Origin of the sequence: Streptomyces sp. NPDC057697, from assembly GCF_042799335.1 — a bacterium.
Classification (GTDB): Bacteria; Actinomycetota; Actinomycetes; order Streptomycetales; family Streptomycetaceae; genus Streptomyces.
The window spans coordinates 88,044-109,286 of the sequence record NZ_JBHVJA010000008.1 but is presented as its reverse complement, the minus strand read 5'-3'; the positions used below and the strand labels follow the sequence as shown (position 1 = coordinate 109,286).

The following is a 21,243-nucleotide window of genomic DNA, read 5'->3' as shown; positions in this document are numbered from 1 at the left end:
CGGTACCGGCGGGGGCTCGGCGGACGGGTGCGCGGACGGTCCGTGCGTGGTCCGCGCGCGGGCGATCCGGCGGCACGGCCCGCGCGCCTGCTGGTTCGGCGCGGCCGGGCGGGGTATGCGCTGTCCCATGTCCGCACCGTTCTCAGCTTCGCGCCTCCCGTTCACCGTCCCGTCGTCCACCGCGCTCCGCGATGTGCTGCACCGCCGCGATCTCGCCGTGTTCCGGGGGCTGGCCCACCGGAACTGGCCGGGCGCGGGGCCGGTGCTGCCACGGCTGAGCCGCAGCGCCGACCACGGACTCCTGTGGCTGGGGGCCGCGGCCGGGCTCGCGACCCTGGGCGGCAGTGCGCGGGCCAGGCGGGCCGCCCTGCGCGGGGTCGCCTCGCTGGGCGTGGCCTCGGCCGTGACCAACATCCTCGGCAAGAGCGCGGTACGCAGACAGCGCCCGCTGCTGGACGCCGTGCCGGTGGTCCGGCGGCTCGCGCGTCAGCCGTTCACCACCTCCTTCCCCTCCGGGCACGCCGCGTCGGCCGCGGCGTTCGCCACGGGCGTGGCCCTCGAATCGAAGGGCTGGGGCGCGGTCGTGGCGCCGCTGGCCCTCTCCGTCGCCGCGTCCCGCGTCTACACCGGGGTCCACTATCCGAGTGATGTGCTGGCCGGCGCGGTGATCGGTGTGGGCGCCGCGCTGGCACTGCGCGGAGTCGTGCCGACCCGCGGTCAGCTGCCGGCTCCGGGCCGCCCGCCCGCACACGCGCCCGCGCTGCCGACCGGCAAGGACCTGGTGGTCGTGGTCAACCAGGAGTCGGGCACCGCCACGGCGACGGCCTCCCAGGTACGCGGCGCGCTGCCGGACGCCGAGGTGGTGGAGTGCGCCCCGGAGGAGCTCTCCGCCGAGCTGGAGAAGGCGGCGGGCCGGGGCAGGGTCCTGGGGGTGTGCGGCGGGGACGGCACGGTCAACCGGGCCGCGGCCGTCGCCGCCGTGCACGGGGTGCCGCTGGCAGTGTTCCCGGGCGGGACGCTGAACCACTTCGCCTACGACCTGGGCATCGAGACCGTGGACGACGTCTGTACGGCGCTGGTCGCCGGCGACGCGGTCCGGGTCGACCTGGGCCGCTTCCGGCCGGGACCCGAGGGGCCCGGTGGCGCCCACGGCTACTTCCTCAACGCGTTCAGCCTGGGCGTCTACCCCGAATTGGTGCGGGCCCGTGAGCACTGGTCCCCCAGGATCGGAGGCTGGCCCGCGGGTGTGCTCGCGGCCTGGAAGGCGCTGCGCGGGGACCGTCCGCTGGAGATGGAGGTGGAGGGGCGGCGGCGTCCGCTGTGGCTGCTGTTCGTGGGCAACGGGATGTTCCAGCGCGTGGGCCCGGCGCCGGGCCGCCGGCACAACCTCGCGGACGGGCTGCTGGACGTGCGGGTGGTGCACGGCGGCCGTGTGCCGGGGCTGCGGCTGCTCGCCGCGGCCGTCGCGGGGCCGCTCACCCGCTCCCCCGTCCACGCGGCGCAGCGGCGCCGCCGGATCCGGATCACCGGTCTGGCACCCGGCACCCCCTACGCGTTCGACGGCGAAGTCGCCTACAGCCAGGAGGCGTTGGTGCTCGACAAGCTCCCGGAGGCGCTGACGGTGTACTGCCCCATGCCGGTCTGAGAGAGCTTCGGGGAGCAGCCGTGCCGGGACGAGCCGGACGGACCGGGGCGGCCGACGCCGGGTCGGCCGCCCTTCCCGTGCCCGCCGACCGGGCCGCCTTCCCGCGCGACGGCCACCGGCGACCCCGAGGGGCGTCCGTATCGCAAGACGCATATCTCAATATTCGACATCGGCGCGTACGGTGGAGCCGACGATCAGCCCTTCGCGCGGCGCGCGTTCGGGCTCCGCGCCCCGAGGAAGGATCCACGGCCATGCCGAAGGAGACCGCCGTCTACACCCACGGCCACCAGGAACCGGCGCTGCGCTCGCACCGCTGGCGCACCGCCGCCAACTCCGCAGCCCATCTGCTCGACGAGCTCCGCCCCGGCCTGACCGTGCTGGACGTCGGCTGCGGACCGGGCACCATCACCGCCGACCTCGCCGCGCTCGTCGCTCCCGGCCGGGTGACCGCCGTCGAGACCGCCCAGGAGATCCTGTCCCAGGCCGCCGGGGTCGCGGCCGAACGCGGCCTGGACAACGTCGACTTCGCCGTCGCCGATGTGCACGCGCTGGACTTTCCCGACGACTCCTTCGACGTCGTCCACGCCCATCAGGTGCTCCAGCACGTGGGCGACCCGGTGCGGGCGCTGCGCGAGATGCGGCGGGTCTGCCGCCCCGGCGGCGTGGTCGCGGTCCGCGACAGCGACTACGCGGCGATGGCCTGGTACCCGGAGCTTCCCGGGCTGGACGACTGGCTGGACCTGTACCGCCGGGTCGCCCGCGCCAACGGCGGCGAGCCGGACGCGGGCCGCCGACTGCTCTCCTGGGCCCGCCGGGCCGGGTTCACCGACATCACCCCGACCACCGGCAGCTGGTGCTTCGCCACCCCGGAGAGCCGGACCTGGTGGAGCGGCATGTGGGCGGACCGCACGGTCGGTTCGACGTACACGGAGATGGCCGTCGCGGGCGGTCACGCGAGCGCCGGGGAACTGGCGGAGATCGCGGCCGCCTGGCGCGAGTGGGGCACGGGGGACGACGCCTGGTTCATGGTTCCGCACGGCGAGCTGCTCTGCCGGGTCTGAGCCCGCCCGGCCTCCCCGAATCGATCACGCGCCGATGGGCCGCCAACTACCCTTGCGTGCATGGATATTCTGGGAACCACGCTCCGTATCTGCGTCGACGACCTGGAGGCCGCGGTGGTCTTCTACGAGCAGCTCACGGGCGGTTCGGCGCTCCGCTTCGAGCGCGGCGGGGTGTCGGTCGCCGCGATCAGCTGCTTCCTCCTGATGAGCGGCCCGGAGGCGGAGCTGGAGATCCTGCGCAAGGTGACGGCGACGATCGCGGTGAAGGACGTCGACGACGCGCACGCCGCGCTGACCCGCGTCGGTGCCCGGATCCTGGCGGGTCCGGTGCCGACGCCGGTCGGCCGCAATCTGATCGCCGTGCACCCGGACGGCTCGGTCTTCGAGTACGCCGACCGGAGCCTGCCGACCGGCCCGTGAGGGCCGGACGGCGGACGGGATCACACCTCCGTCAACTCCTGGGGCGCATCCGGTAGTTGTACATGTCGGGCAGCGGGTCGTCGGTGATCCGGGCCCACACCTCGTCCAGGATCTCCGCGCCCTCGCGCAGATCCGCGACCTCGAAGCCCTCGTCGAAGACGGCCCGCGCGGCCGCCCGGTCGCCCTCGGCGATCAGCAGCCGGGCCTCCAGCAGGCGGAAGCGGCCGCGCCGCCGGACCGCCGGGGGCAGCGCCGTCCACACGGCCCGGACCCCGGCGGGGCGCCCCGCCTTCAGCAGGGCCTCCATCGCCTCCCGGCCCAGTGCCGCCGCGGCCGCCGTCCATGCCTCGTCCTCGTCGCGGCGCTCCGCGCACAGCGCGTCGAACGCCTCGCCGCAGAGGTCCGCGGCCCGGCCCCACTGACGGCCCTCCTCGGCGGCGACGGCCAGACACCTCAGCAACGGCCAGCGGGACGGGGCGAGCGCCAGTCCGCGTTCCCAGCTGCGCACCGCCTGCGCGCGGTCGCCCGCATGCCACTGGGCGACGCCCAGGTGGTATTCGGTGAGGGGTTCGGCGGGAGCCGTCTCCAGCATGTCGCGCCAGTGCGGGGAGACCAGGGAGGGGCCGGGCGGCACCGCGGGGTCCGGCGCCGGGAAGGTGCCGTGGTCCAGCAACTCCAGCCAGGGCCGCTGCTGTTCGCCGAGGGTGGAGTCGGCGAAGGGGGTGCCGGGAAGTTCGTACTTCCCCCGCCGGACCTCCAGCGCGCCCCAGCCCGAGCCGGTGGCGAGCGACTCGCCTGGTTCGGTGTCGGCGCAGCGGCGCCAGGCGGCGTGGGCGGCCTCGACGTCGGCGCGCGGCAGCGCCTCGGCGAGCCGCTGTTCGGTCTCGGCGCGGGCCGCCGCCCAGTCCTCGCCGTGCACGGTGCCCGGGTCCGCGGACAGCGGCCCGTACGATTCCAGCCAGCTGAACTCGGCGCCCGGTTCCAGGGGGACGTGCTCCAGCTGGGTGCGGGCGAGTCCGGCCTGGATCTCGGCGTAGCCGACGGTGCCGGGCTCGGTCAGCCACTCCTGCCAGCGCCGCCCGCCCGCGCCGCCGCCCCAGAGGAAGAGCTTGCGGCCGCGCAGCAGATCGGTCGAGGTCTGGACGAGTCCGTGGCCGTCCTCGTCGAGCGAGGCTATCCAGCGGCGGGCGCCGTCGGGCACCTCGTAGAAGTAGTCGGCGGGGAAGTCGCCGCGCAGCGGGTACGTACGGTCGACGGAGCCGCTCACCGGCACCGGGACCCGGGTCAGGGTCCGTTCGTACCCGAAGTGCCACGCCTCGTCGGCAGGGGCCAGGACACGGGTGCGTTCGCCCTCGGGCACGGCGATGTTGGACCACCAGTACACGGGGGCGGTGTGTTCGTGCGGATTGCGGATCCGTACGCCCACGTGCAGGAAGTCGGAGTCCGCGGGCAGCCACAGGTCCACCTGGAACGGCAGGTCGCGCAGCCGTTCCCACTCCCAGAGACGGACCATCTCGCCCCCGTCCGGCGCGGGGACGCGGGCCGCGTGGAGCGGGGCGCAGGAGAGCGTGGTGTGGCCGGTGGCACCGATGTTCCACTCGATGCCGCCGGAGAACCAGGCGCCGTTGAGCGCGAAGTCGGCGGGCTGGAGCACGGGGTTGGTGTAGAGCAGTTCGCGGCCGGTCGGCTTGTGGTGGAGGGAGTGGATCCGCCCGCCGAGTCCGGGCAGGACGGTGGCCCGCAGCCGGTCGTTCTCGATGACGATCGCGTCGAGACCGGTGGGGGTCCGCTCACGGCCGTAGCCGTCGAGGACGCGCACCGGCAGCACCGTGGTCAGCGGCCGGTAGCCGATCTGGCGTGCCATGTCGCGCGGCAGCGCCGCCCGGTCGCGGTCGTCGATCACATGCATCTCGTCGAGCGGCCGCAACGCGGGCAGCGGATTCTCCGGGCCCAGTGGCGCGGCGGGCAGAGTCAGTACGGCACGTCGTACGGTCGTGGCCAAGACAACCTCGCTCCCTCGCACGGGACGCCGCGGGTCCGGGCGTCCCCGATGACCATGGAACACGCTGGGCAGCGGCCGGGCCAGGGGCACTGCCGTCAGACTTCGGCAAAGGCCCCGGGGCGTTCCCGGCGCCGCCCGAAAATACGGATGCGCCCCGCCCGTACCGCCGTAGCCTTGGCCCCGACGACCCATGGCGGTGGCCGGTGCGCCACACGGACGGAACGCGGAGCAGAACACGATGAGCACGCAGCACACCTACCGAGTGATCGTGCGCGGCACCTGGGACGGCCTGACGGACGAGGCCCGGACCCGGCTGCTGTCCGAGGTGGACGGACACGGGCTGAGCGCGATGCAGTTCACCGAGGAGGGCTCGCTCGCGTACGACCGTGTGCTCAAGCACTTCAGCTTCCGGTACGTGGTGGTCTCCGACGACGGCGAGGAGATGGCGGGTGCGATCGCCGAGGACCGCGCGGAGACCTTTCTGAACGAGCGGGGGTACGGCCACGGCGCCCTGCGGTCCACGGTGACGGACATGGACGCCATGAAGATCAACTACAAGGGCCGGCGCGGTACGGGGGCGGCCTGATCGCAGGCCCGCGGCGGCGGCCACCGGTCGCGCCGGGGGGCCGGAGGCGCCGCGCGCCGGCGCCCGGCGGAGGCCGGCCGACCGGACCGCTCGTCCGCATGAGCCGGTGCCCGGCGGGTGGCGCGGGCGCGACGCGTGGCCGCCTCCGCGCCGTGGCGGAAACAGCCTGGCCGGAATGGAGCGTCACAGGGAACGTTTGTCTGCCGTTCACTTGGTGGAAGTGGTACGGCGGACGAGAGGTGTTCACAGTGCGGCCAGCCCCGAGGTGCCTGTTGTTCACGGCCGGGAGCGGCCTCGCGGCCCTCGCGGTGGTGGCCGTGCACGGCGTCGGTGCCCCACCGCTCGCCGTCCTGGTGTACGCCGACGCGGTCATCGGTCTGTCCTGGCTCCTCGCCGCCTTCCTTCTCCTGCGCGGACTCCGGCCGTCCCCGGTCTCCCCCGGCGACGACGCCCCCGGCCCCCGCCACCACCACGCCGTGCGGTTCTCCGCCGACGGCGAGCCGGCCGCCCGTTCCCACTGGACCGCGCGTCACCGCTACTGATCCGGCCAAACTCCCGGCACCCCGGGGCCCGTCCGTCCGCGCTCTGCGAGCATGACCGACGACCATCCCTGCCGAGGAGCGCCGTGTGACCATGCCTCATGTGAGTTCGGCCGTCATGACCCACCCCGTACGCCTCGCTCAGGCCCAGGACCTCGCCGACCGGCTGCGGCTCGGCGGTCTCGCCCTCGACCCGGCCCCGGAGGGCCCGCCCTCCGCCCTGCGCACCGCCCTGGTCGCCTGGGCCGCCGCGGACCCGGAGGCGGCCGGCCACCACCTCGTCGTCCAGGACGACGTCGACGCGCCCCCCGAACTCCTGGAGATCGTCGCCCGTGCCGCCGCCCGGTTCCCCGACGAGGCGCTGGTCTTCTACACCAACTGGCACGCGCGCAACGGCGCCGCCGCCCGTCTCGCCGCCCTCGCCGGTGCCTCCTGGGTGCGCGCCGTCCCGGACGAGTTCACGCCGTCCCTCGCCGTCTGCCTGCCCGCCGCGAGCGCCGCCGCGTTCCGCGCGTACGCCCGTGACAGCGCCGAGCGCCATGACGACGAACTGCTCTCCGTCTTCTTCCGGGAGCGGGGCCGGATGAGCCTGCTCGCCGTGCCCAACGTCGTCGAGCACATCGGCACGACCAGCATCAACGACCACGCCGCCCAGGGCATCCGGCTCGCCGTCTGTCCCACCTCCGCCGCGGACGCCGCGCCGCTGCTGGACCGGGGCCGGGTACTGGAGGAGCCGGGCTGGGTCCCTTACATGCGGTACGGCGAGGGCTACATCCGGCTCGTCGGGCAGGAGCACGGCGCCGACGGCGGGCGCGGCCACCACCGCTGGCGGGACGCCCTGCCCGCGACCGGGCTCACGGAGGAGACGGTCGGCGCCGCGCGGGACGCGCATCTGCCGGAGGAGCTCGCCGAAGAAGTGGCGCGGACCTTCGGCCGCGCGTTCGCGACGGAGCTGTGGACCCACTGCCTGCTGCTCGGGCGGCAGTCGGCGCACGCCGCGCGCGGCCTGGGGCCGCTGCCGGACGGCGTGCCCGCGGAGGCGCTCGACCGGTTGCGGCACTCCGCCGTCGCCACGGCCGGACCCGCCGGACTCCCGCCCGAACGCCGCCCCGAGGCGGGTCCGGACGAGGTCCGCGCGATGGCCGCGTTCGCGTGGACGGCCGTCCGTGCCGGAGAGCGGCTCGACTGAGGGGCCCGGCGCCCGGACGCCGCCGGGAGCCGGGGAGGCAGCCGTCGTCGCACCCCGCCGGGAGTGCGACGACAGCCCTCAGCGCCCGTCGTCCGGAGCGGACCGGGTCCGCGCGGCCCCGGCCGGGTGCGTGATCCATACACCCGGCTCCCAGTAGGCGGCCAGGTCCCGCGCCCGGTCGACCCGGAGCGGTGCGAGGCCGCCGGGGAAGACGTACTCGCCGTCCTCCGGAAGGGCCAGGCCCGTCCAGCTCTCCCACTCGGCGACCGTCCCCGTGATCCGGGAGGAGCGCGCGGACGCCGCCGCCAGGGTGCCGCCCGCGCCCACCTGGGTCCGGATCCAGGGGTCGAACGGGCTCCCGTCGTCCCGGGTCCACGCCGCGTACCGCTCGATCGGGACCAGCGGGTACCGGTCCTTCCAGGTGGGGCGCACCGGCACCAGGACCGTCCCCAGACCGGCGCGGCGCGCCGTCTCCGACATCGCGTCGAGGAGCACCTTGGACAGACCCCTGCCCTGGTGGTCCTCGGCGACCTCGATGCCCAGCGCGCACAGCGCGTCCGGGGCGCGCCCGGCGTCGCGGTCCGCGAAGGCCCGCGCGATCGAGTCGTCCAGACCCGGACCGAGGTCCGCCGCGGTCCCGTCCCAGGTGCGGGGCAGCGAGCGGCCCGCCCCGGCGATGGTGTCGCGCTCGTCGTCGTACAGCAGGAACTGGAACTCCGGGAAGTCGTCGAACAGCCGGTTCCAGTAGTCGCCGTTGATATCTCCGTGCAGGTTGTACTCGGGCACCACGCCGGCGAACCGCTCGGGGATCCGGTCCCACAGCTCGGGCCGTTCCGAGTGTCGAATCAGTGCCAGGGCCATGCTGTCTCCTTACCGGGCGGGGACCTCGACGTCCCAGACGACGACGATCGGAAGCCCCTCCCAGGCGGCGAGGGCCGCCTCCGCGATGAACTCCTCGTAACCGCCGGGCGCGAGGCGTCCGTTGAACAGCGGCTCGTGGCAGCCGCGCACCCGCAGCCCCGCGCGCCCGAACGCCTCCAGGTAGTGTCCGGCCAGATGGACGTGGTTGCGGACGAAGGCCAGCTCCTCGGCGCCGTGCACGAAGAGGCACTGGCCCTGGAGCGCGATCACGAACGGGTGCATGTCCGTGACGACGATCCGCCCGCCGGGCCGCACCACCCGGGCCAGCTCCGCCACGGCGGGGGCGACGTCCGGAAGGTGTGTCATGGCCAGTGAGCAGACGGCGAGATCGACGGAGTCGTCGTCGAGCGGCAGGGCGTCCAGGTGCCCGAGACGGTACTCGGCGCCCGGGGTGTGCTCGCGGGCCTTCTCGATCATGTGCGGCGACTGGTCGACGCCGATCACCCGGTGGCCCCGTGCGGTCAGCTCCCGGGTCTGCCGGCCGGTGCCGCAGGCGGCGTCCAGCGCCGTTCCGGGCGCGAGGCCGTCCAGGATCGTGCGGACGACCGGCTCCTCCACCTCGATGTACGAGCTGGGCAGCGAGTCGTACACCGCGGACCAGGACGCGTAGCCCGCCGCCGCGTCGAGCTCACTGACCTGGGCCCCGCCGTCCGGAAGCTTCTCCTCGTCGAGGACGAAGCGGCGCATCTCGGCCACCCGTTCGCGGAGGAACGTCTCGTCACCGTCCACGGCGTGGCGCAGCAGCGCGAGCCCCTCGATACCCAGCACCAGTTCCCGTACACGGAATTCACCGTGGAATTCATTGCTCATGCGAGCCCCTCATCGATCGACGGACGACCCCGCGTCTTTTCCGGATTTTCCCTACCCGGGTGCGGGGACGGAGAGTCCCGCCCCTCTCACCGTGTCCGAAAACAGAGGACGGTATGGCCGGTTGGCGGCACCGTTGTCGTCCGCGCGGCGGCTGCCTAGCATGAGCGGCATGATTGAGGGATATCTCGGGCGTGAAAGTGTCACCGTCGGCGGAGAAGTGACACTTCATATCTCCACCGACGCCCCCCGGTTCCGTCTTCGTTTCTACCGGCTCGGCAAGGAACTCGTACCTGTCGGGGAATCCGGGGAATACCCGGGCGCCGAGCACGCCCCGCCCGGCCATCCCGATGGATTACCCGGGCTCGCCTCGCCCTCCGACGACTGGAATTGGCCGCCGCTCGCGCTTCCCGTTCCGGAGGACTGGCAGCCGGGAATCCATCTGGTCGAATTCATCGAATGCGGACCGGGCCGCGCGGAGAATCCTCCCCCGCTCGGCGGGGCGGATCTCGAAGGGCATGCCCGCGAGTTCTTCGTCGTACGGCCCCGCGTCCCCGGCAGCCTCTCCCGCATCCTCTACAAGAAGTCCACCTTCACCCGGCACGCCTACAACCGCTCGGACCGGCCCGGTCTGGAGCGGGCCGTCAGTCTCTACGACCACCCGGTCCACCGGGCCGGTGGCGACGGTGAACCCCGAGGTCACAAGGTCAGTCTCCACCGTCCCGGGGGCGTCGTCGACCTCGCCTACTGGGACGCCCCCTTCATCGCCTGGCTGGAGCGCCACGGCTACCCCGTCGAGTACTGCACCGATCTCGATCTCCACGAGGATCCCGGCCTGCTCGCCCCGTACGACCTGCTCCTCAGCGTCGGCCACGACGAATACTGGAGCGCGGCGATGCGCGGTCACGCGGAGCGGTTCGTCGGCGACGGCGGGAACATCGCCTTCTTCAGCGCCAACACCTGCTGGTGGCGGGTGCATCCGACGGACCGGAACACCGCATTCGTTTCCGACACCGACCACCACGTCGGCGAGGAATATCCTCATCTGCCCGCCACCGACCAGTGGTGGACACCCGCGCCCGACGGCGTCGGCAGGCCGGAGAACACCCTGACCGGAGTGAGTTTCCGGAACGGCGGGATGTGGCCCGCGACGGAATGGCCCGGCGACCGCCCCCGTGTCGGATACACCGTGCAGCACGCGGACCACTGGGTCTACGAGGGCACCGGACTGCGCGACGGGTCGGGCGGCGGCACCGCGGACCGGCTGGGTGCGGGCACACCTCTCATCGGATACGAATGCGACGGCGCCGCGTTCTCCTACGACGCGGACGGAATCGCCCGCGCGACCGGGGAGGACGGAACTCCGGACTCCTTCCTCATTCTCGGAATTCACGTCCTCGAACCGGTGCACGAGGATTTCCATCACTTCAAGTGGGGGCACTGGAACGGCCCCGTGCGCGAGTCGGCCATCAGCAGCCCGCGCGCCGCCACCATGGGCCTGCACACCGCCGGCGGCACCGTCTTCACCGCGGGCACCACCGACTGGCCCGTGGTCTGCGGACACGAACAGGACCCGGCCGTCGTCCGGGTCACCCGGAACCTCCTCGACCGTCTCCGCCACCGGGGTCCGCTGCCGGAATGAGCTCGCGCAGACCGGTGATCCGCGCCGCCCCGTCCGGCAGGGGCGGCGCGACACCGTCCACCGCCCGGTCGGGCCGCCACAGATGCACCGCCCGCATCCCCGCCGCCAGCGGACCGAGCACGTCGGGCACCCACATGTCCCCGACGAACAGCACCCGGTCCGGTGGCAGCGCGCAGCGTTCCAGCAGCGTGCGGTAGATCAGCGGATGCGGTTTGCGGGCCCCCGCACGCGCGGAACCCACCACCACGTCCACGGCCCCGCCGATCCCCACCGACCCGACGCACTCCTCCAGGTTCCAGAACCAGTTGGAGCACACCGCGATCAGCAGACCGCGTGCCCGCAGCTCCGCGAGCACCCCGGGCACGTCCGGGTAGAGGGCGAGCCGGACCGCCTTCATCGCCCGGTCGATCTCGTCGACCAGAGCGTCGAGCGCGGCCTCCGGCACCCCGCAGGCCCGCGCGCGGCGCCGCAGCCGGTCGCGCTCCCAGGTCACGTACGCCGTCTCGTCGCCCGAGTGCGCCGTGTGCTCCTCGCCCTCGCCGGGGCCCACCGACCACTGGTCGCCCCAGAGCTCGCCCTGTGCCGCCAGGCCCCGGCGGGCGAAGATGGTGCGGTGGTCCGGCGGCAGCGGCTCCACCATCCGTACGAGCGTCCCGTAGAAGTCGAGGACGACCGCCCCGGTCCTGTCGGTCACCGCCACGGGACGCGCCTAGAACCGGCCGTAGCGGTGCGGGAAGTAGTCCTCCAGGGTGCCGTCCCGCTCGATGTCGACGGTCGCGCAGTGCAGCCCGCCGCCGAACGGCCCGACCGCCCGGAACGGCACCGGCACGATCTCGAACCCGTACGAGGACAGCTGCTCGGCGAGCCGTACCTCCTTCTCCTCCACGCACAGCGTGTTCTGGTCGAGGTTCAGCATGTTCCCGGCGAGCCACGGGCTGCAGAAGGAGAGCTTGGGCGGATGGTCCCAGCTGGCCGGCTGGACGGCCTCCACGATCTCCCAGTCGTTGAGCTTGAAGAACTCCATCAGCTCGGCGTCCGCGAGCCGCTCCCCGCAGTGCAGCACGAGGCCCGGCCGCAGCGGCACCCAGGTGGCGTCGATGTGCAGCGGATGCGTGTTGGTCGAGGTCACCGCGTGCACCCGGTGGTCGGGGAAGTGGCGGCGCAGCCAGTCGTAGCCGCTCCTGTTGGTGACGAACGAGAGCTGTACGAAGAGGTCCTTGCCGAACCGGGCCACGTCCGCGGCGTCGAAGAGCGGCTCCGCCTCGGTGAGCACCAGGTCGTAGTCACGGACCCGGGCCAGCTGCTCCTCGGTCGGCAGGTCGTTGTACGTGTCCCAGAACCCGGTCCGGTAGGAGGCGTCGGTGAGCCGCGGCTTGGGCGCGGCCTCCCAGCGCATCCGGTCGTCGGCGTCGAACAGGCTCTGGAGCACCGGCCGGTAGCAGAGGTACTCGAACCAGCGGCTGCGGTACGACATGGTCGCTTCGAGGACCTCGTTGCCGACCGTGAGCAGCAGGTCCCGGGGCGGCATGCAGCCGAACATGGAGTCGTGCGTCCACTCCGGGGTGGACACCTCGCGGGTGAAGTCGACCGGGGTGGGGCGGTCCACCCGGATGCCGCGCCGCCGCAGCATGTCCGAGAAGTCGTCGAGCTGCTGGTCGGCCTCGGCCACCATGTCGGCCGGCATGGGGCCGTACGTCCCCAGCGGGAAGCCGTCGTCGGGGTAGTCGCGGCGGACCGCGTGCTCGGGGGCCTGCACCACGGTGCCCTCCGCACGGCCGACGATCACGTGCCGCAGGGGGTCCCAGCCGTTCCAGGCGTTGACCCGCACGGGGTGTTCGGAGCCGTCGGGGGCGGAGGTGTCGGACGTGGTGGTGCTCTGCTCGGTCACGTACAAGCCCTTCGATGGGGGTCGTGGAGTGCCGCAGGGGCCAAAACTGCGTGTCCCGCACCATCACCGTCAAGAGCCACTCGGCTACCCACCGTGCCATTCGCGTCAGCGTGGCTTGACTACGGTGGCCGCCCCCGGTCACCGCCCGGCATCGGCCCAGCGCAGCGGCGGAACGCTGGGCCCTTCGCGGGAAGCACACCGCCGTCTTCCGGCCGAAACTCCGTGTCGCGGCGGGGAGCCTCCTTCCGCGGGGTAGTCAGAAGACCGTCGTCGAAGTCCCGTACGCCTCGATGAATCCCGCACGGAGGAATCCATGACATTGCGCCTGCCCCGCCGATCCGCGGTCCTGGGGGCCCTGCTGCTGTTCGCGGTGACGGGCTGCGGCTCGGGGGAGGGCGGCACTTCGGGCGGCCGGGCGGACGGCGACGATCTGACGGTGTGGCTGACGGTGGACGCCCGCGAGAGCTGGCCGGAGATGGTCGCCTCCGCCAACGCGCGGTTCGCCGAGAAGCATCCCGGTGTGAAGGTCGACGTCCAGTACCAGCAGTGGACGACGAAGAACCAGAAGCTGGACGCCGTCCTCGCGGGCCGGAACGTGCCCGACGTGGTCGAGATGGGCAACAGCGAGACCACCAACTACATCGTCAACGAAGCCTTCGCACCGCTGGACCCGAAGAGCTTCGACCACTCCGGGCAGTGGCTGCCCGCCCTCGCCGACGCGTGTCGCCACGACGAGCGGACGTACTGCGTGCCCTACTACGCGGGCGCCCGCGTGGGCGTCTACCGCACCGACTACTTCAAGGACACCGGGATCGCCCGCGCCCCGCGCACCTATCCCGAGCTGATCTCCGACCTCGACCGGCTCAAGGCGAAGTACGGCGCCGGGGACCCCGGCTTCTCGGCCTTCTACATGCCGGGCCGCTACTGGTACGCGGCCATGGGCTTCGTCAAGGACGCGGGCGGCGAGATGGCGGTGGAGAAGGACGGCCGCTGGCAGGGCGCCCTCTCCTCGCCGAAGTCCGTGGCCGGTCTGACCGCCTGGAAGAAGCTCCTGGACGACTACTACGTCGGCGACCGGGCGAAGGACAACGGCGACCAGCCGGCCGTCGTCGGGCAGGGCAAGGTCGGCGTCTTCTACGGCAACACCTGGGAGGCGCAGGCCGCCGCCGACGCCCGCTCCGGGGGCGACCCGCGCCTCAAGGGCAAGTTCGACACCTTCGCCTTCCCCGGCCCCTCCGGGAAGCTGCTCCCCCCGTTCCTCGGGGGCTCCACCCTGGCCGTGCCCGCCAAGTCGCGGAACCAGGAGCTGGCCGCCGACTGGATCCGGCTGTTCACCGACGACGCGTCGCAGCGGAAGCTGATCGCCGCCAACACCCTCCCGAACAACACCGTGCAGCTCGCCGACGTCGCCGCCGGAGGGATCAACGGACCGGCCGCCCAGGCCGCCGCGCGCGGCTGGGTCACCCCGCTCGCCCCCGGGTGGACCTCGGTGGAGAAGTCCAACGTCCTGCCCGAGATGCTGGAGCGCATCGCCACCGGGAAGGCGTCCGTGCGGGACGCGGCGCGCGAGGCGGACCACCGGATCGACGCGGTGATCAATGAGCGCTGATCCGGCCGGGCACAGGCCGCGCCCCCGCCTGCCCTATCTGCTCATCGCCCCGTCCTTCCTCGCCCTGCTCGTCGTCCTCGGCTATCCGCTGGTCGACATGGTGACCCTGGCGTTCCAGGACATGACCCGCAAGGAGCTGTTCAGCGGGGCGGCGCCGCCCTGGGCCGGTCTCGGACAGTTCCGGACGATCCTCGGCGACGGGTTCTTCTGGACGGTGGTGGGCCGCACGGCCCTGTTCACCCTCGTCTGCGTCTGCCTCACCATGGGGACCGGCCTGCTCGTCGCGCTGCTGATGCGACGGATCTCGCCCTGGGTGCGCGCGGTCCTCGCCGCGGTGCTCGTCGCGGTGTGGGCGATGCCGGTGATGGTCGCGGCGGCCATCTTCCGCTGGCTCTTCGACGCGGACTACGGGCTCGTCAACTGGCTCCTGTCGACGCTGCCCGGGGCCGACCTCGCCCGGCACAACTGGTTCACCGACCCCTGGCAGGGCTTCGCCGTGATCGCCGCGGTCGTCGTCTGGGGCGCGCTGCCGTTCGCCGCGGTCAGCCTGCACGCGGCCCTCACCCAGATCCCGCCGGAGCTGGAGGAGGCCGCGCTCATCGACGGCGCCCGCCCGTCCCAGCTCTTCCGCCATGTCACCTTCCCCGCGATCAAGCCCCTCTTCGTGATGGTCACCACCCTGATGGCGATCTGGGACTTCGGCGTCTTCAACCAGATCTGGCTGATGCGCGGCGGCCAGCCGGAGCGCGAGTACTACCTGCTGGGCGTGTACTCCTTCATCGAGTCCTTCGCGGTCAACCGCTACAGCACGGGAGCCGCGATCGCCCTGGTCACCGTCGTCCTGCTGCTCGCCGGCGCGGTCGTGTACCTGCGGCAGATGCTGAGGCTGGGTGAGGCCGAATGAGAGCACGGAAGGGGCACGGCGCGACGGCCGTGCGGCGGCCCCGGCGCCGTTACGACCTTCTCGGCCTGCTCGTCGCCGCCCTCCTCGGCTTCCCCGTCTACTGGATGGTGCTGACCGCGTTCCGTCCCGCGACCGAGATCCTCAGCCTGCCGCCGGAGTTCTGGCCGAGCCACCCCACGCTCGACAACTTCGCCCGCGCGATGCGTACCGAGACCTTCTGGCCCAACGTCCGCTCCAGCGCCGTCATCGGGCTCGGCACCGTGCTGGTCTCCCTCGTGGTCGGCACCCTCGCCGCGTTCGCCCTGGCACGCTTCCGCTTCGCCGGCCGCAAGGCGTTCGTCGTGGTGATCCTCACGGTCCAGATGATCCCGCTCGCCGCTCTCATCATCCCCGTCTACCTGCTGCTGAACGACGCCGGTCTCACCGACAGCCTGGGCGGCGTGATCCTCGTCTACCTCGTCTTCACGCTGCCGTTCACCGTATGGATGCTGCACGGCTTCATCGCCGCGATCCCGGCGGAGCTGGAGGAGGCGGCGATGGTCGACGGCTGCGGCCGGCTCGGCGCCTTCGTCCGCATCGTCCTGCCGCTGCTCGCCCCCGGGCTGGTGGCGACCTCCGTCTTCGCGATGGTGCAGGCGTGGAACGAGTACGTCCTCGTCTACGTGCTGCTGTCCACCCCGGACAAGCAGACCCTCAGCATCTGGCTGGTCTCCTTCCAGACCAGCTTCGGCACCGACTACGGCGGGCTGATGGCGGGCGCCACGCTCACCGCCCTGCCCGTCGTCATCTTCTTCCTGGCCGTCCAGCGCAAGATCGCCGCGGGACTGGCCACCGGTGCGGTCAAGGGCTGAGCGACAGCCGACCGCGGCACCGGCGCGACCCGCCGACACCCGTACATCCCACGGAGGAGAACCCTGTGACGCACGACCGTCTCGACCTCGTCTCCAAGCTCTACCAGCCCACGGGCTGGCCCCGGATCCTCCAGGCCGCCGCCGGCGAACCCTCCTCCGCGCCGTTGGTCGTGGACCTCGACCCGACCACGTTCTGCGATCTGGCCTGCCCCGAGTGCATCAGCGGAAAGCTCCTCAACCAGGGCCGGTTCACCCCGGAACGGCTCGCCTCGCTCGCCGAGGAACTCGTCGCCATGTCCGTACGGGCGGTGGTCCTCATAGGCGGCGGGGAGCCGCTCGCCCATCGCGGCACCCGCAAGGTTCTACGCATCCTCGGCGAAGCGGGCCTGGCCGTCGGAGTCGTCACCAACGGCACGATGATCGAGCAGAACCTCACCGAGCTCGCCCGGTACGCCACCTGGGTCCGGGTCTCCGTCGACGCCGGGACCGCCGGGACGTACGGCCTGTTCCGGCCCGACCGCAAGGGCCGCAGCGTCTTCGACAAGGTGATCGGGAACATGCGGCTACTCGCCGCCGAGAAGACCGGCGCGCTCGGCTACTCCTTCCTGGTGATGTCGCGTCAGGAGCCGGGCGGGCCGACCGTGACCAACCACCACGAGGTGCTGCGCGCCGCCGAACTCGCCCACGACATCGGCTGCGACTACTTCGAGACCAAGGCCATGTTCGACGACGACCACCACATCGTGCAGGTCCCCGGCGAGATGCTGGAGTCCGTGGACCGTCAGCTCGCCGAGGCCGCCCGGCTGGAGAGCGAGAGCTTCCAGCTCGTCAACTCCTCCACCCTCACCTCGCTGCGCGGCCACGTCGGTGCCGTCCAGCCCAAGGAGTACGACCGCTGCCGGGTCGCCGAACTCCGCACGCTGATCACCCCGTCCGGCGTGTACGTCTGCTCGTACCACCGGGGCAACCCGCTCGCGAAGATCGGCGACGCCGTCACCGACGACCTCGCGACCATCTGGCAGGACGCGGACCGCCGGGGAATCGTCGACCCCAGCCGGGACTGCCGGTTCCACTGCGCGCGCCACCGCTCCAACCTGGAGCTGGAGCGCATCGCCCGCGGAACCGGCGAACTCCCCGACGGGCAGGACTACGACCCCTTCATCTGACCCCCCGCCACCGGTACCGGCTCCCGCCGGGCGCCCGGGGCCGCCGTGGTGGCCACGACCCGGGCCCCCGGATGGGAGCCGAGCAGCGCCCGTGCGAGGCGGGCCGCCGTCTTCGCCGCCTCGTCCGCCGGGCAGACGCCGACCAGCGCACCGCCCCCGCCGGCCCCGCTGAGCTTCAGCGGGAGCCCGGCGGTGCGCAGCGCGACGGCCCGCAGCTCCTCCAGGAGCGGCGTCGACATCCGCTGGTGGTCGCGCATCGCCTCGTGGGCGGCGGTCATCGCGGCCCCGAGTTCCGGCAGGTCCCGGCGGCGCAGCGCCTCCCACACCCGGCCCGACGCCTCGTCGGCCGCCGACCGGTAGGCGGCCAGCGCCGGGTCGCCGGAGGCGAGTTGCGCCCGTACGTCCCGGATGTGGTGCCGGGTGTCCTTGCGGGTGCCGGAGTCCACGACGATCACCCGCCACCGCTCGGGGAGTTCCAGGCGGTCGCGTACGACGGGGAGCCCGCGCTCGCGGCCGTCGAGGAGGAGTGCCCCGCCCTCGACGACCGCGAGGTGGTCCATCCCGCCGCCGTTGAAGACGGCGAACTCGAACTGGTACGCCCACCGGGTGATCGTGGCGTCGGAGACGCGCCGCCCGCGCAGGGAGGTGTCCGCGAACGCCCGGAACAGCGCCACGATCCGCGCCGTGGACGACGACAGGCCGCTCGCCGCGGGCGCCTCGCTGCGTACCGTGACGGCGGGCGGCCTCGGGGCGAGTCCGGGCAGCCGGGCGCGCAGGAACCCCCACACCTCCCGCTGCCAGCCTTCCTCGGCCGCTTCGTCCGGGGCGGGGCCGGGGCCGACCTCCACGGTCGTCATCAGACCGAGGGCCAGACTCACCGACCGTCCCCCGCCGAGCCAGTCCAGGTCCTCACCGGACAGGCAGGCCCGGCAGGGCACCGTCGCGCGTATCGGATGTATGGGGTTCACCGGGCCTGGAACCTTCCTTCCACGCGGAATCTCTCGTACATGGACAGCACCACCTCCGTGGGCGGGTGCAGCGGCCGGGGCGGGGCGTCGAGCGGCCGGAACACGGCCCGGCGCACCTCGTCGGCGCCGGGCGACAGCTCCCCCGCCCAGCGCCGGGCGACGAAGCAGAGCGCGAAGCAGTGCGTCACGTCGCCGTTGGGGTAGGTCAGGGTGTGCACGTCCGGGTCGGAGAGCGTCCCGAACGCCACCAGGTCGTCCCGCTCGACCCGCAGGCCGGTCTCCTCGGCGACCTCGCGGACCGCGGCGTCGGTGAAGTCGCCGTCCTCCTCGCAGGAACCGGCCGGGAGCTCCCAGACCCCGGTGTCCGCGCGCTGCTGGAACAGCCCGTGGCCCTCGGCGTCGATCAGGAGCACCTGCGCGCCGGGGACCAGCAGTTTCCTGGGGCCGACCCGTTGGCGCAGCGACCAGATGTAGGAACCGGTGTAGCTCATCGTGTCCGTGTCGCCTCCGTCGCGGTACGTGCGCCCCGGGGGGCCGTCCGTGCGCAGCGTGTCACGCCCCTTCCGGATTCCCGGACTCCTCGGACAGCCAGCGCGGCATGGCCTCCGGCGTCGCCAGCAGCCACCGCACGTACCGGTCCACCCCCTCGCGGACCCCGATGCGGGCCTGCCAGCGCAGCAGTTCGCGGGAGCGCTCGACGTCGGCGTAGCCGCCGAGCGGGTCCCCCTCCGGGCGGGGGGTGACGATCTGCCGTGCGCCGGGGAAGTACGGGGCGATCAGATCGGCGACCTCGCGGACCGACGTGGGCCGGCCCGTGCCGACGTTCACGGTCTGCTCGGCCATCTGTTCCTCGGTCAGGGCGAGCGCGGTGGCCTCGGCGACGTCGTCGACGTGGATGAGGTCGCGGACCTGGTTCCCACCGCCGTTGAGCCGCATGGGGCGGCCGAGACGCGCCTGGAGCGAGAGCCAGGGCACCATCCAGGAGTGGCTGCCCGGCTTGGGGATCTGCGGGTCGCCGTACACGGAGAAGTAGCGCACCACCGCGTACTCGGTGCCGCTGGCGGCGTCGAGCATCAGCCGGGTCTGGTGCTCCGCCCAGAGCTTGCCGTTGGCGTACACGGACACCGGGTTGAGGGGCATGTCCTCGTGGAAGACCTGCGGCCCCTCGACGCCGGGGGCGCCATTGCCGTACACGGACGCCGAGGAGACCAGCACGAGCCGCTGGACCGGGTGCCGCGCGGCCTGCTCCAGGACGACCTGGGTGCCCTCGACATTGGCGCGGAAGGCGATGTCGGGGCGCCGGGTGCAGGCGGCGACGTCGGCGTAGGCGGCCGCGTGGACCACGAAGTCGGCCTCGGCGAGCAGCGCGCCGACGGTGTCGGCGTCCCGGACGTCGCCGACGACCAGCCGGGCGCCGCTGCGTGCCACGCCGAAGGTCTCGTGGCCGGACTCGGGGTAGGCGTCCATGCGGTCCAGGACGGTGACGTCGGCTCCGGCGCCGCGGAGCAGCGCGACCAGCCTGCTGCCGACGAGTCCGCCGCCGCCGGTCACGACGACGCGGGCGTCGCGGAGCTTGTCGAGCCGGGAGCGGACGGTCTCCTCGGTGGCGGCGGCGGTGGAGGAAGGTAACGCGGGCATGACAGCCTCTTTCCGGCGTCGGGGGAGGTGCACGCGGTGGGTGGGCCTGGCGTGCCGGGCCCAGCATCACGGGCCGACCGCCCGCCTGCCAGAGGGCCATTTCGGCACTCTTGCGGGGCATCGGCGCCACCCGTACTGTCCGAATCCGGCTGGCGGACCCGGGTCCTGGACGGATGTCGGGTACGGTCCGGGCCGATCCGGACCCAGGGAGGACGTATGGCACGCCAACGGCTCAGCGCGGTGGTCATGACCCATCCCAGACGCCTGGCCGCGGCGGAGGAAATGGCCCGGAGTGTCCCTTCCGGCCTGCTGCGGGTGGTCATGGACCCCGATCCCACGGGCACTCCGTCGGTGCTGCGCACGGCGCTCGCCGCATGGTCGTCGATCGAGGACGGGGCCACACATCAATTGGTGGTCCAGGACGACATGGTGTTGTCCGAATCCTTTCTCGACCGGGTGCGGTGCGCGATCGAGGAACAACCCGACGCGGCGCTGGCGCTGTTCGCCCTCTGGGACTCCCGCAACGGGGCGGCGGTGCGGCTGGGCGCGATGGCGGGGGCCCGCTGGGTCGGCGCCGTCAACGAGTACTTCCCGTGCGTGGCGATCGTGCTGCCGCGCCGGTACGCCGAGGGGTTCGTCGCGTACGGCAGGCAGCGGCTCGGCGGCTGGCCGGACGACATCCTGATGCACCGCTATCTGAGCGCCCAGGGCGTCCCCCGCTTCGTCGCGGTGCCCAATCTCGCCGAGCACGAGGACCGGGGCTCGATCTCCGGGAACGCCTTCCGGGGCCCGCGCCGTTCGGTGTGCTTCGTGCCGGGCGACCGGCCCGGGAGGGAGGGCGACACCCTCACCGGTCTGACCGTGCTGCCGTTCTTCAAGCACGGTGTCGCGCAGTGCGCGGTACGGGTCCGGGAACCCGGTCCGCAGCGGTGGCTGCACCTGGACGCGGAGCAGTACCTCCGGGGCGCGGGGCTGTCCGCCGCGCTGCTGCGCCCGCCCGGCCCCGGCGCGGCGGCGGATGTGCGGGGGACCTGGCTGACGGCCCTGGCCATGGGCTTCGAGGCCGCCCGCACCGGGCTCCCCGAGCCGCCCGCGGCCTCGGCGGCGTACGAGGAGTCGGTGGCGACGATCGGTGCGGGCGGCATCAGCAACGCCTGTACGGAGGAGCACATCGCGGACCGCCGTGAGCCGCTGGCCGAGGTGGCGCGGCGGGCGCTCCTGGCCGGGCGGGAGGCCGCCGCCGGGCTCCGCGCCCGCCCGCGACGGCCGGACGGTCCGGTCTGGCACGGGGCGGCGGGTCCGCTGGGCGGCCATCTCGCGCGCCGGCTGGCCGACCTCGGCGAGCGGCACGCGGCCGTGATCGACCTGACGCCGCTCCGTTCCGCCGATCCGCGGGTGACGGTCCGG

The 21,243-nt window shown here is 73.0% G+C and carries 20 protein-coding genes; 12 read left to right on the top strand and 8 right to left on the bottom strand.

What is annotated here, in order from left to right; translation table 11 throughout:
• The first annotated feature begins 127 nt into the window (after positions 1 to 127).
• From ACFVFH_RS21415 to ACFVFH_RS21405, 3 genes are all read left to right on the top strand, one after another.
• Positions 128 to 1,645: a bifunctional phosphatase PAP2/diacylglycerol kinase family protein gene (locus ACFVFH_RS21415; RefSeq protein ID WP_383771024.1), complete on the top strand. Its 1,518-nt coding sequence runs from the start codon at positions 128 to 130 to the stop codon at positions 1,643 to 1,645.
• 251 nt (positions 1,646 to 1,896) lie between these two features.
• Positions 1,897 to 2,706 (top strand): class I SAM-dependent methyltransferase, encoded by an 810-nt coding sequence (locus ACFVFH_RS21410; protein ID WP_383771021.1) that lies wholly within the window; start codon positions 1,897 to 1,899, stop codon positions 2,704 to 2,706.
• A gap of 60 nt (positions 2,707 to 2,766) precedes the next feature.
• The gene (locus ACFVFH_RS21405; protein WP_383771018.1) at positions 2,767 to 3,126 is read left to right on the top strand and encodes a VOC family protein; all 360 of its coding nucleotides are present in this window, start codon (positions 2,767 to 2,769) and stop codon (positions 3,124 to 3,126) included.
• A gap of 31 nt (positions 3,127 to 3,157) precedes the next feature.
• Here ACFVFH_RS21405 and ACFVFH_RS21400 read toward each other — a convergent pair whose 3' ends face one another.
• Entirely contained in the window at positions 3,158 to 5,128 is a 1,971-nt protein-coding gene (locus ACFVFH_RS21400; RefSeq protein ID WP_383771015.1) for a DUF5107 domain-containing protein, read from the bottom strand.
• A gap of 238 nt (positions 5,129 to 5,366) precedes the next feature.
• On the opposite strand from ACFVFH_RS21400, the gene ACFVFH_RS21395 reads away from it, so the two are divergent.
• The 3 genes from ACFVFH_RS21395 to ACFVFH_RS21385 all read left to right on the top strand — a co-directional run bounded on the left by ACFVFH_RS21395 (position 5,367) and on the right by ACFVFH_RS21385 (position 7,442).
• Positions 5,367 to 5,714 carry a DUF6204 family protein gene (locus ACFVFH_RS21395; protein ID WP_383771012.1) on the top strand — a complete coding sequence of 116 codons (348 nt, stop codon included), beginning with the start codon at positions 5,367 to 5,369 and terminating at the stop codon, positions 5,712 to 5,714.
• A 272-nt stretch (positions 5,715 to 5,986) separates the two neighbouring features.
• Positions 5,987 to 6,256, top strand: a complete 270-nt coding sequence (locus ACFVFH_RS21390; protein ID WP_383771009.1) for a hypothetical protein — start codon at positions 5,987 to 5,989, stop codon at positions 6,254 to 6,256.
• A gap of 91 nt (positions 6,257 to 6,347) precedes the next feature.
• Entirely contained in the window at positions 6,348 to 7,442 is a 1,095-nt protein-coding gene (locus ACFVFH_RS21385) for a hypothetical protein (RefSeq protein WP_383771534.1), read from the top strand.
• 78 nt (positions 7,443 to 7,520) lie between these two features.
• Here the strand turns inward: ACFVFH_RS21385 and ACFVFH_RS21380 are convergent, their stop codons facing one another.
• A complete protein-coding gene (locus tag ACFVFH_RS21380) occupies positions 7,521 to 8,303 on the bottom strand; it encodes a GNAT family N-acetyltransferase (protein WP_383771006.1) in 783 nt (260 codons plus the stop codon).
• A 9-nt stretch (positions 8,304 to 8,312) separates the two neighbouring features.
• Complete coding sequence (locus ACFVFH_RS21375) at positions 8,313 to 9,173, bottom strand: class I SAM-dependent methyltransferase (protein ID WP_383771003.1); 861 nt, start codon at positions 9,171 to 9,173, stop codon at positions 8,313 to 8,315.
• 169 nt (positions 9,174 to 9,342) lie between these two features.
• On the opposite strand from ACFVFH_RS21375, the gene ACFVFH_RS21370 reads away from it, so the two are divergent.
• Entirely contained in the window at positions 9,343 to 10,812 is a 1,470-nt protein-coding gene (locus tag ACFVFH_RS21370; protein ID WP_383771000.1) for a N,N-dimethylformamidase beta subunit family domain-containing protein, read from the top strand.
• Here the strand turns inward: ACFVFH_RS21370 and ACFVFH_RS21365 are convergent.
• Positions 10,760 to 11,512, bottom strand: a complete 753-nt coding sequence (locus ACFVFH_RS21365) for an HAD family hydrolase (protein WP_383770997.1) — start codon at positions 11,510 to 11,512, stop codon at positions 10,760 to 10,762. The genes ACFVFH_RS21370 and ACFVFH_RS21365 overlap by 53 nt on opposite strands.
• Positions 11,513 to 11,521: 9 nt before the next feature.
• Positions 11,522 to 12,700 carry a serine/threonine protein kinase gene (locus ACFVFH_RS21360; protein ID WP_383770994.1) on the bottom strand — a complete coding sequence of 393 codons (1,179 nt, stop codon included), beginning with the start codon at positions 12,698 to 12,700 and terminating at the stop codon, positions 11,522 to 11,524.
• Positions 12,701 to 13,013: 313 nt separating this feature from the next.
• On the opposite strand from ACFVFH_RS21360, the gene ACFVFH_RS21355 reads away from it, so the two are divergent.
• The 4 genes from ACFVFH_RS21355 to ACFVFH_RS21340 all read left to right on the top strand — a co-directional run bounded on the left by ACFVFH_RS21355 (position 13,014) and on the right by ACFVFH_RS21340 (position 17,230).
• Positions 13,014 to 14,309, top strand: a complete 1,296-nt coding sequence (locus ACFVFH_RS21355) for an extracellular solute-binding protein (protein ID WP_383770992.1) — start codon at positions 13,014 to 13,016, stop codon at positions 14,307 to 14,309.
• Positions 14,299 to 15,213, top strand: coding sequence for a carbohydrate ABC transporter permease (locus tag ACFVFH_RS21350; RefSeq protein WP_383770989.1), 915 nt, complete (start codon positions 14,299 to 14,301; stop codon positions 15,211 to 15,213). Before ACFVFH_RS21355 ends, ACFVFH_RS21350 begins: the two co-directional genes overlap by 11 nt.
• Positions 15,210 to 16,064, top strand: a complete 855-nt coding sequence (locus tag ACFVFH_RS21345) for a carbohydrate ABC transporter permease (RefSeq protein ID WP_383770986.1) — start codon at positions 15,210 to 15,212, stop codon at positions 16,062 to 16,064. Before ACFVFH_RS21350 ends, ACFVFH_RS21345 begins: the two co-directional genes overlap by 4 nt.
• Positions 16,065 to 16,129: 65 nt before the next feature.
• Positions 16,130 to 17,230 carry a radical SAM protein gene (locus ACFVFH_RS21340; RefSeq protein ID WP_383770984.1) on the top strand — a complete coding sequence of 367 codons (1,101 nt, stop codon included), beginning with the start codon at positions 16,130 to 16,132 and terminating at the stop codon, positions 17,228 to 17,230.
• On the opposite strand, the gene ACFVFH_RS21335 is transcribed toward ACFVFH_RS21340, so the two are convergent.
• The 3 genes from ACFVFH_RS21335 to ACFVFH_RS21325 form a co-directional block, all read right to left on the bottom strand.
• The gene (locus ACFVFH_RS21335) at positions 17,212 to 18,198 is read right to left on the bottom strand and encodes a mevalonate kinase (RefSeq protein WP_383770981.1); all 987 of its coding nucleotides are present in this window, start codon (positions 18,196 to 18,198) and stop codon (positions 17,212 to 17,214) included. The two genes, ACFVFH_RS21340 and ACFVFH_RS21335, sit on opposite strands and share 19 nt — an antisense overlap.
• Positions 18,195 to 18,689, bottom strand: coding sequence for an NUDIX domain-containing protein (locus ACFVFH_RS21330; protein ID WP_383770978.1), 495 nt, complete (start codon positions 18,687 to 18,689; stop codon positions 18,195 to 18,197). The genes ACFVFH_RS21335 and ACFVFH_RS21330 overlap by 4 nt, the downstream gene beginning before the upstream one ends.
• Before the next feature lie 61 nt (positions 18,690 to 18,750).
• On the bottom strand, positions 18,751 to 19,836 hold the full coding sequence (locus ACFVFH_RS21325; protein ID WP_383770976.1) for an NAD-dependent epimerase/dehydratase family protein: 1,086 nt from the start codon (positions 19,834 to 19,836) through the stop codon (positions 18,751 to 18,753).
• 736 nt (positions 19,837 to 20,572) lie between these two features.
• On the opposite strand from ACFVFH_RS21325, the gene ACFVFH_RS21320 reads away from it, so the two are divergent.
• Positions 20,573 to 20,695, top strand: coding sequence for a hypothetical protein (locus ACFVFH_RS21320; protein WP_383771532.1), 123 nt, complete (start codon positions 20,573 to 20,575; stop codon positions 20,693 to 20,695).
• The last annotated feature ends 548 nt before the right edge of the window (positions 20,696 to 21,243 follow it).

Excerpts from the sequence above, each read along its gene's own strand:
- ACFVFH_RS21415 (WP_383771024.1), top strand. The coding sequence starts at position 128 with ATGTCCGCACCGTTCTCAGCTTCGCGCCTCCCGTTCACCGTCCCGTCG.
- ACFVFH_RS21330 (WP_383770978.1), bottom strand. The coding sequence starts at position 18,689 with ATGAGCTACACCGGTTCCTACATCTGGTCGCTGCGCCAACGGGTCGGC.
- ACFVFH_RS21385 (WP_383771534.1), top strand. The coding sequence starts at position 6,348 with ATGCCTCATGTGAGTTCGGCCGTCATGACCCACCCCGTACGCCTCGCT.
- ACFVFH_RS21410 (WP_383771021.1), top strand. The coding sequence starts at position 1,897 with ATGCCGAAGGAGACCGCCGTCTACACCCACGGCCACCAGGAACCGGCG.
- ACFVFH_RS21350 (WP_383770989.1), top strand. The coding sequence starts at position 14,299 with ATGAGCGCTGATCCGGCCGGGCACAGGCCGCGCCCCCGCCTGCCCTAT.
- ACFVFH_RS21395 (WP_383771012.1), top strand. The coding sequence starts at position 5,367 with ATGAGCACGCAGCACACCTACCGAGTGATCGTGCGCGGCACCTGGGAC.
- ACFVFH_RS21370 (WP_383771000.1), top strand. The coding sequence starts at position 9,343 with ATGATTGAGGGATATCTCGGGCGTGAAAGTGTCACCGTCGGCGGAGAA.
- ACFVFH_RS21345 (WP_383770986.1), top strand. The coding sequence starts at position 15,210 with ATGAGAGCACGGAAGGGGCACGGCGCGACGGCCGTGCGGCGGCCCCGG.
- ACFVFH_RS21380 (WP_383771006.1), bottom strand. The coding sequence starts at position 8,303 with ATGGCCCTGGCACTGATTCGACACTCGGAACGGCCCGAGCTGTGGGAC.
- ACFVFH_RS21405 (WP_383771018.1), top strand. The coding sequence starts at position 2,767 with ATGGATATTCTGGGAACCACGCTCCGTATCTGCGTCGACGACCTGGAG.
- ACFVFH_RS21375 (WP_383771003.1), bottom strand. The coding sequence starts at position 9,173 with ATGAGCAATGAATTCCACGGTGAATTCCGTGTACGGGAACTGGTGCTG.
- ACFVFH_RS21355 (WP_383770992.1), top strand. The coding sequence starts at position 13,014 with ATGACATTGCGCCTGCCCCGCCGATCCGCGGTCCTGGGGGCCCTGCTG.
- ACFVFH_RS21325 (WP_383770976.1), bottom strand. The coding sequence starts at position 19,836 with ATGCCCGCGTTACCTTCCTCCACCGCCGCCGCCACCGAGGAGACCGTC.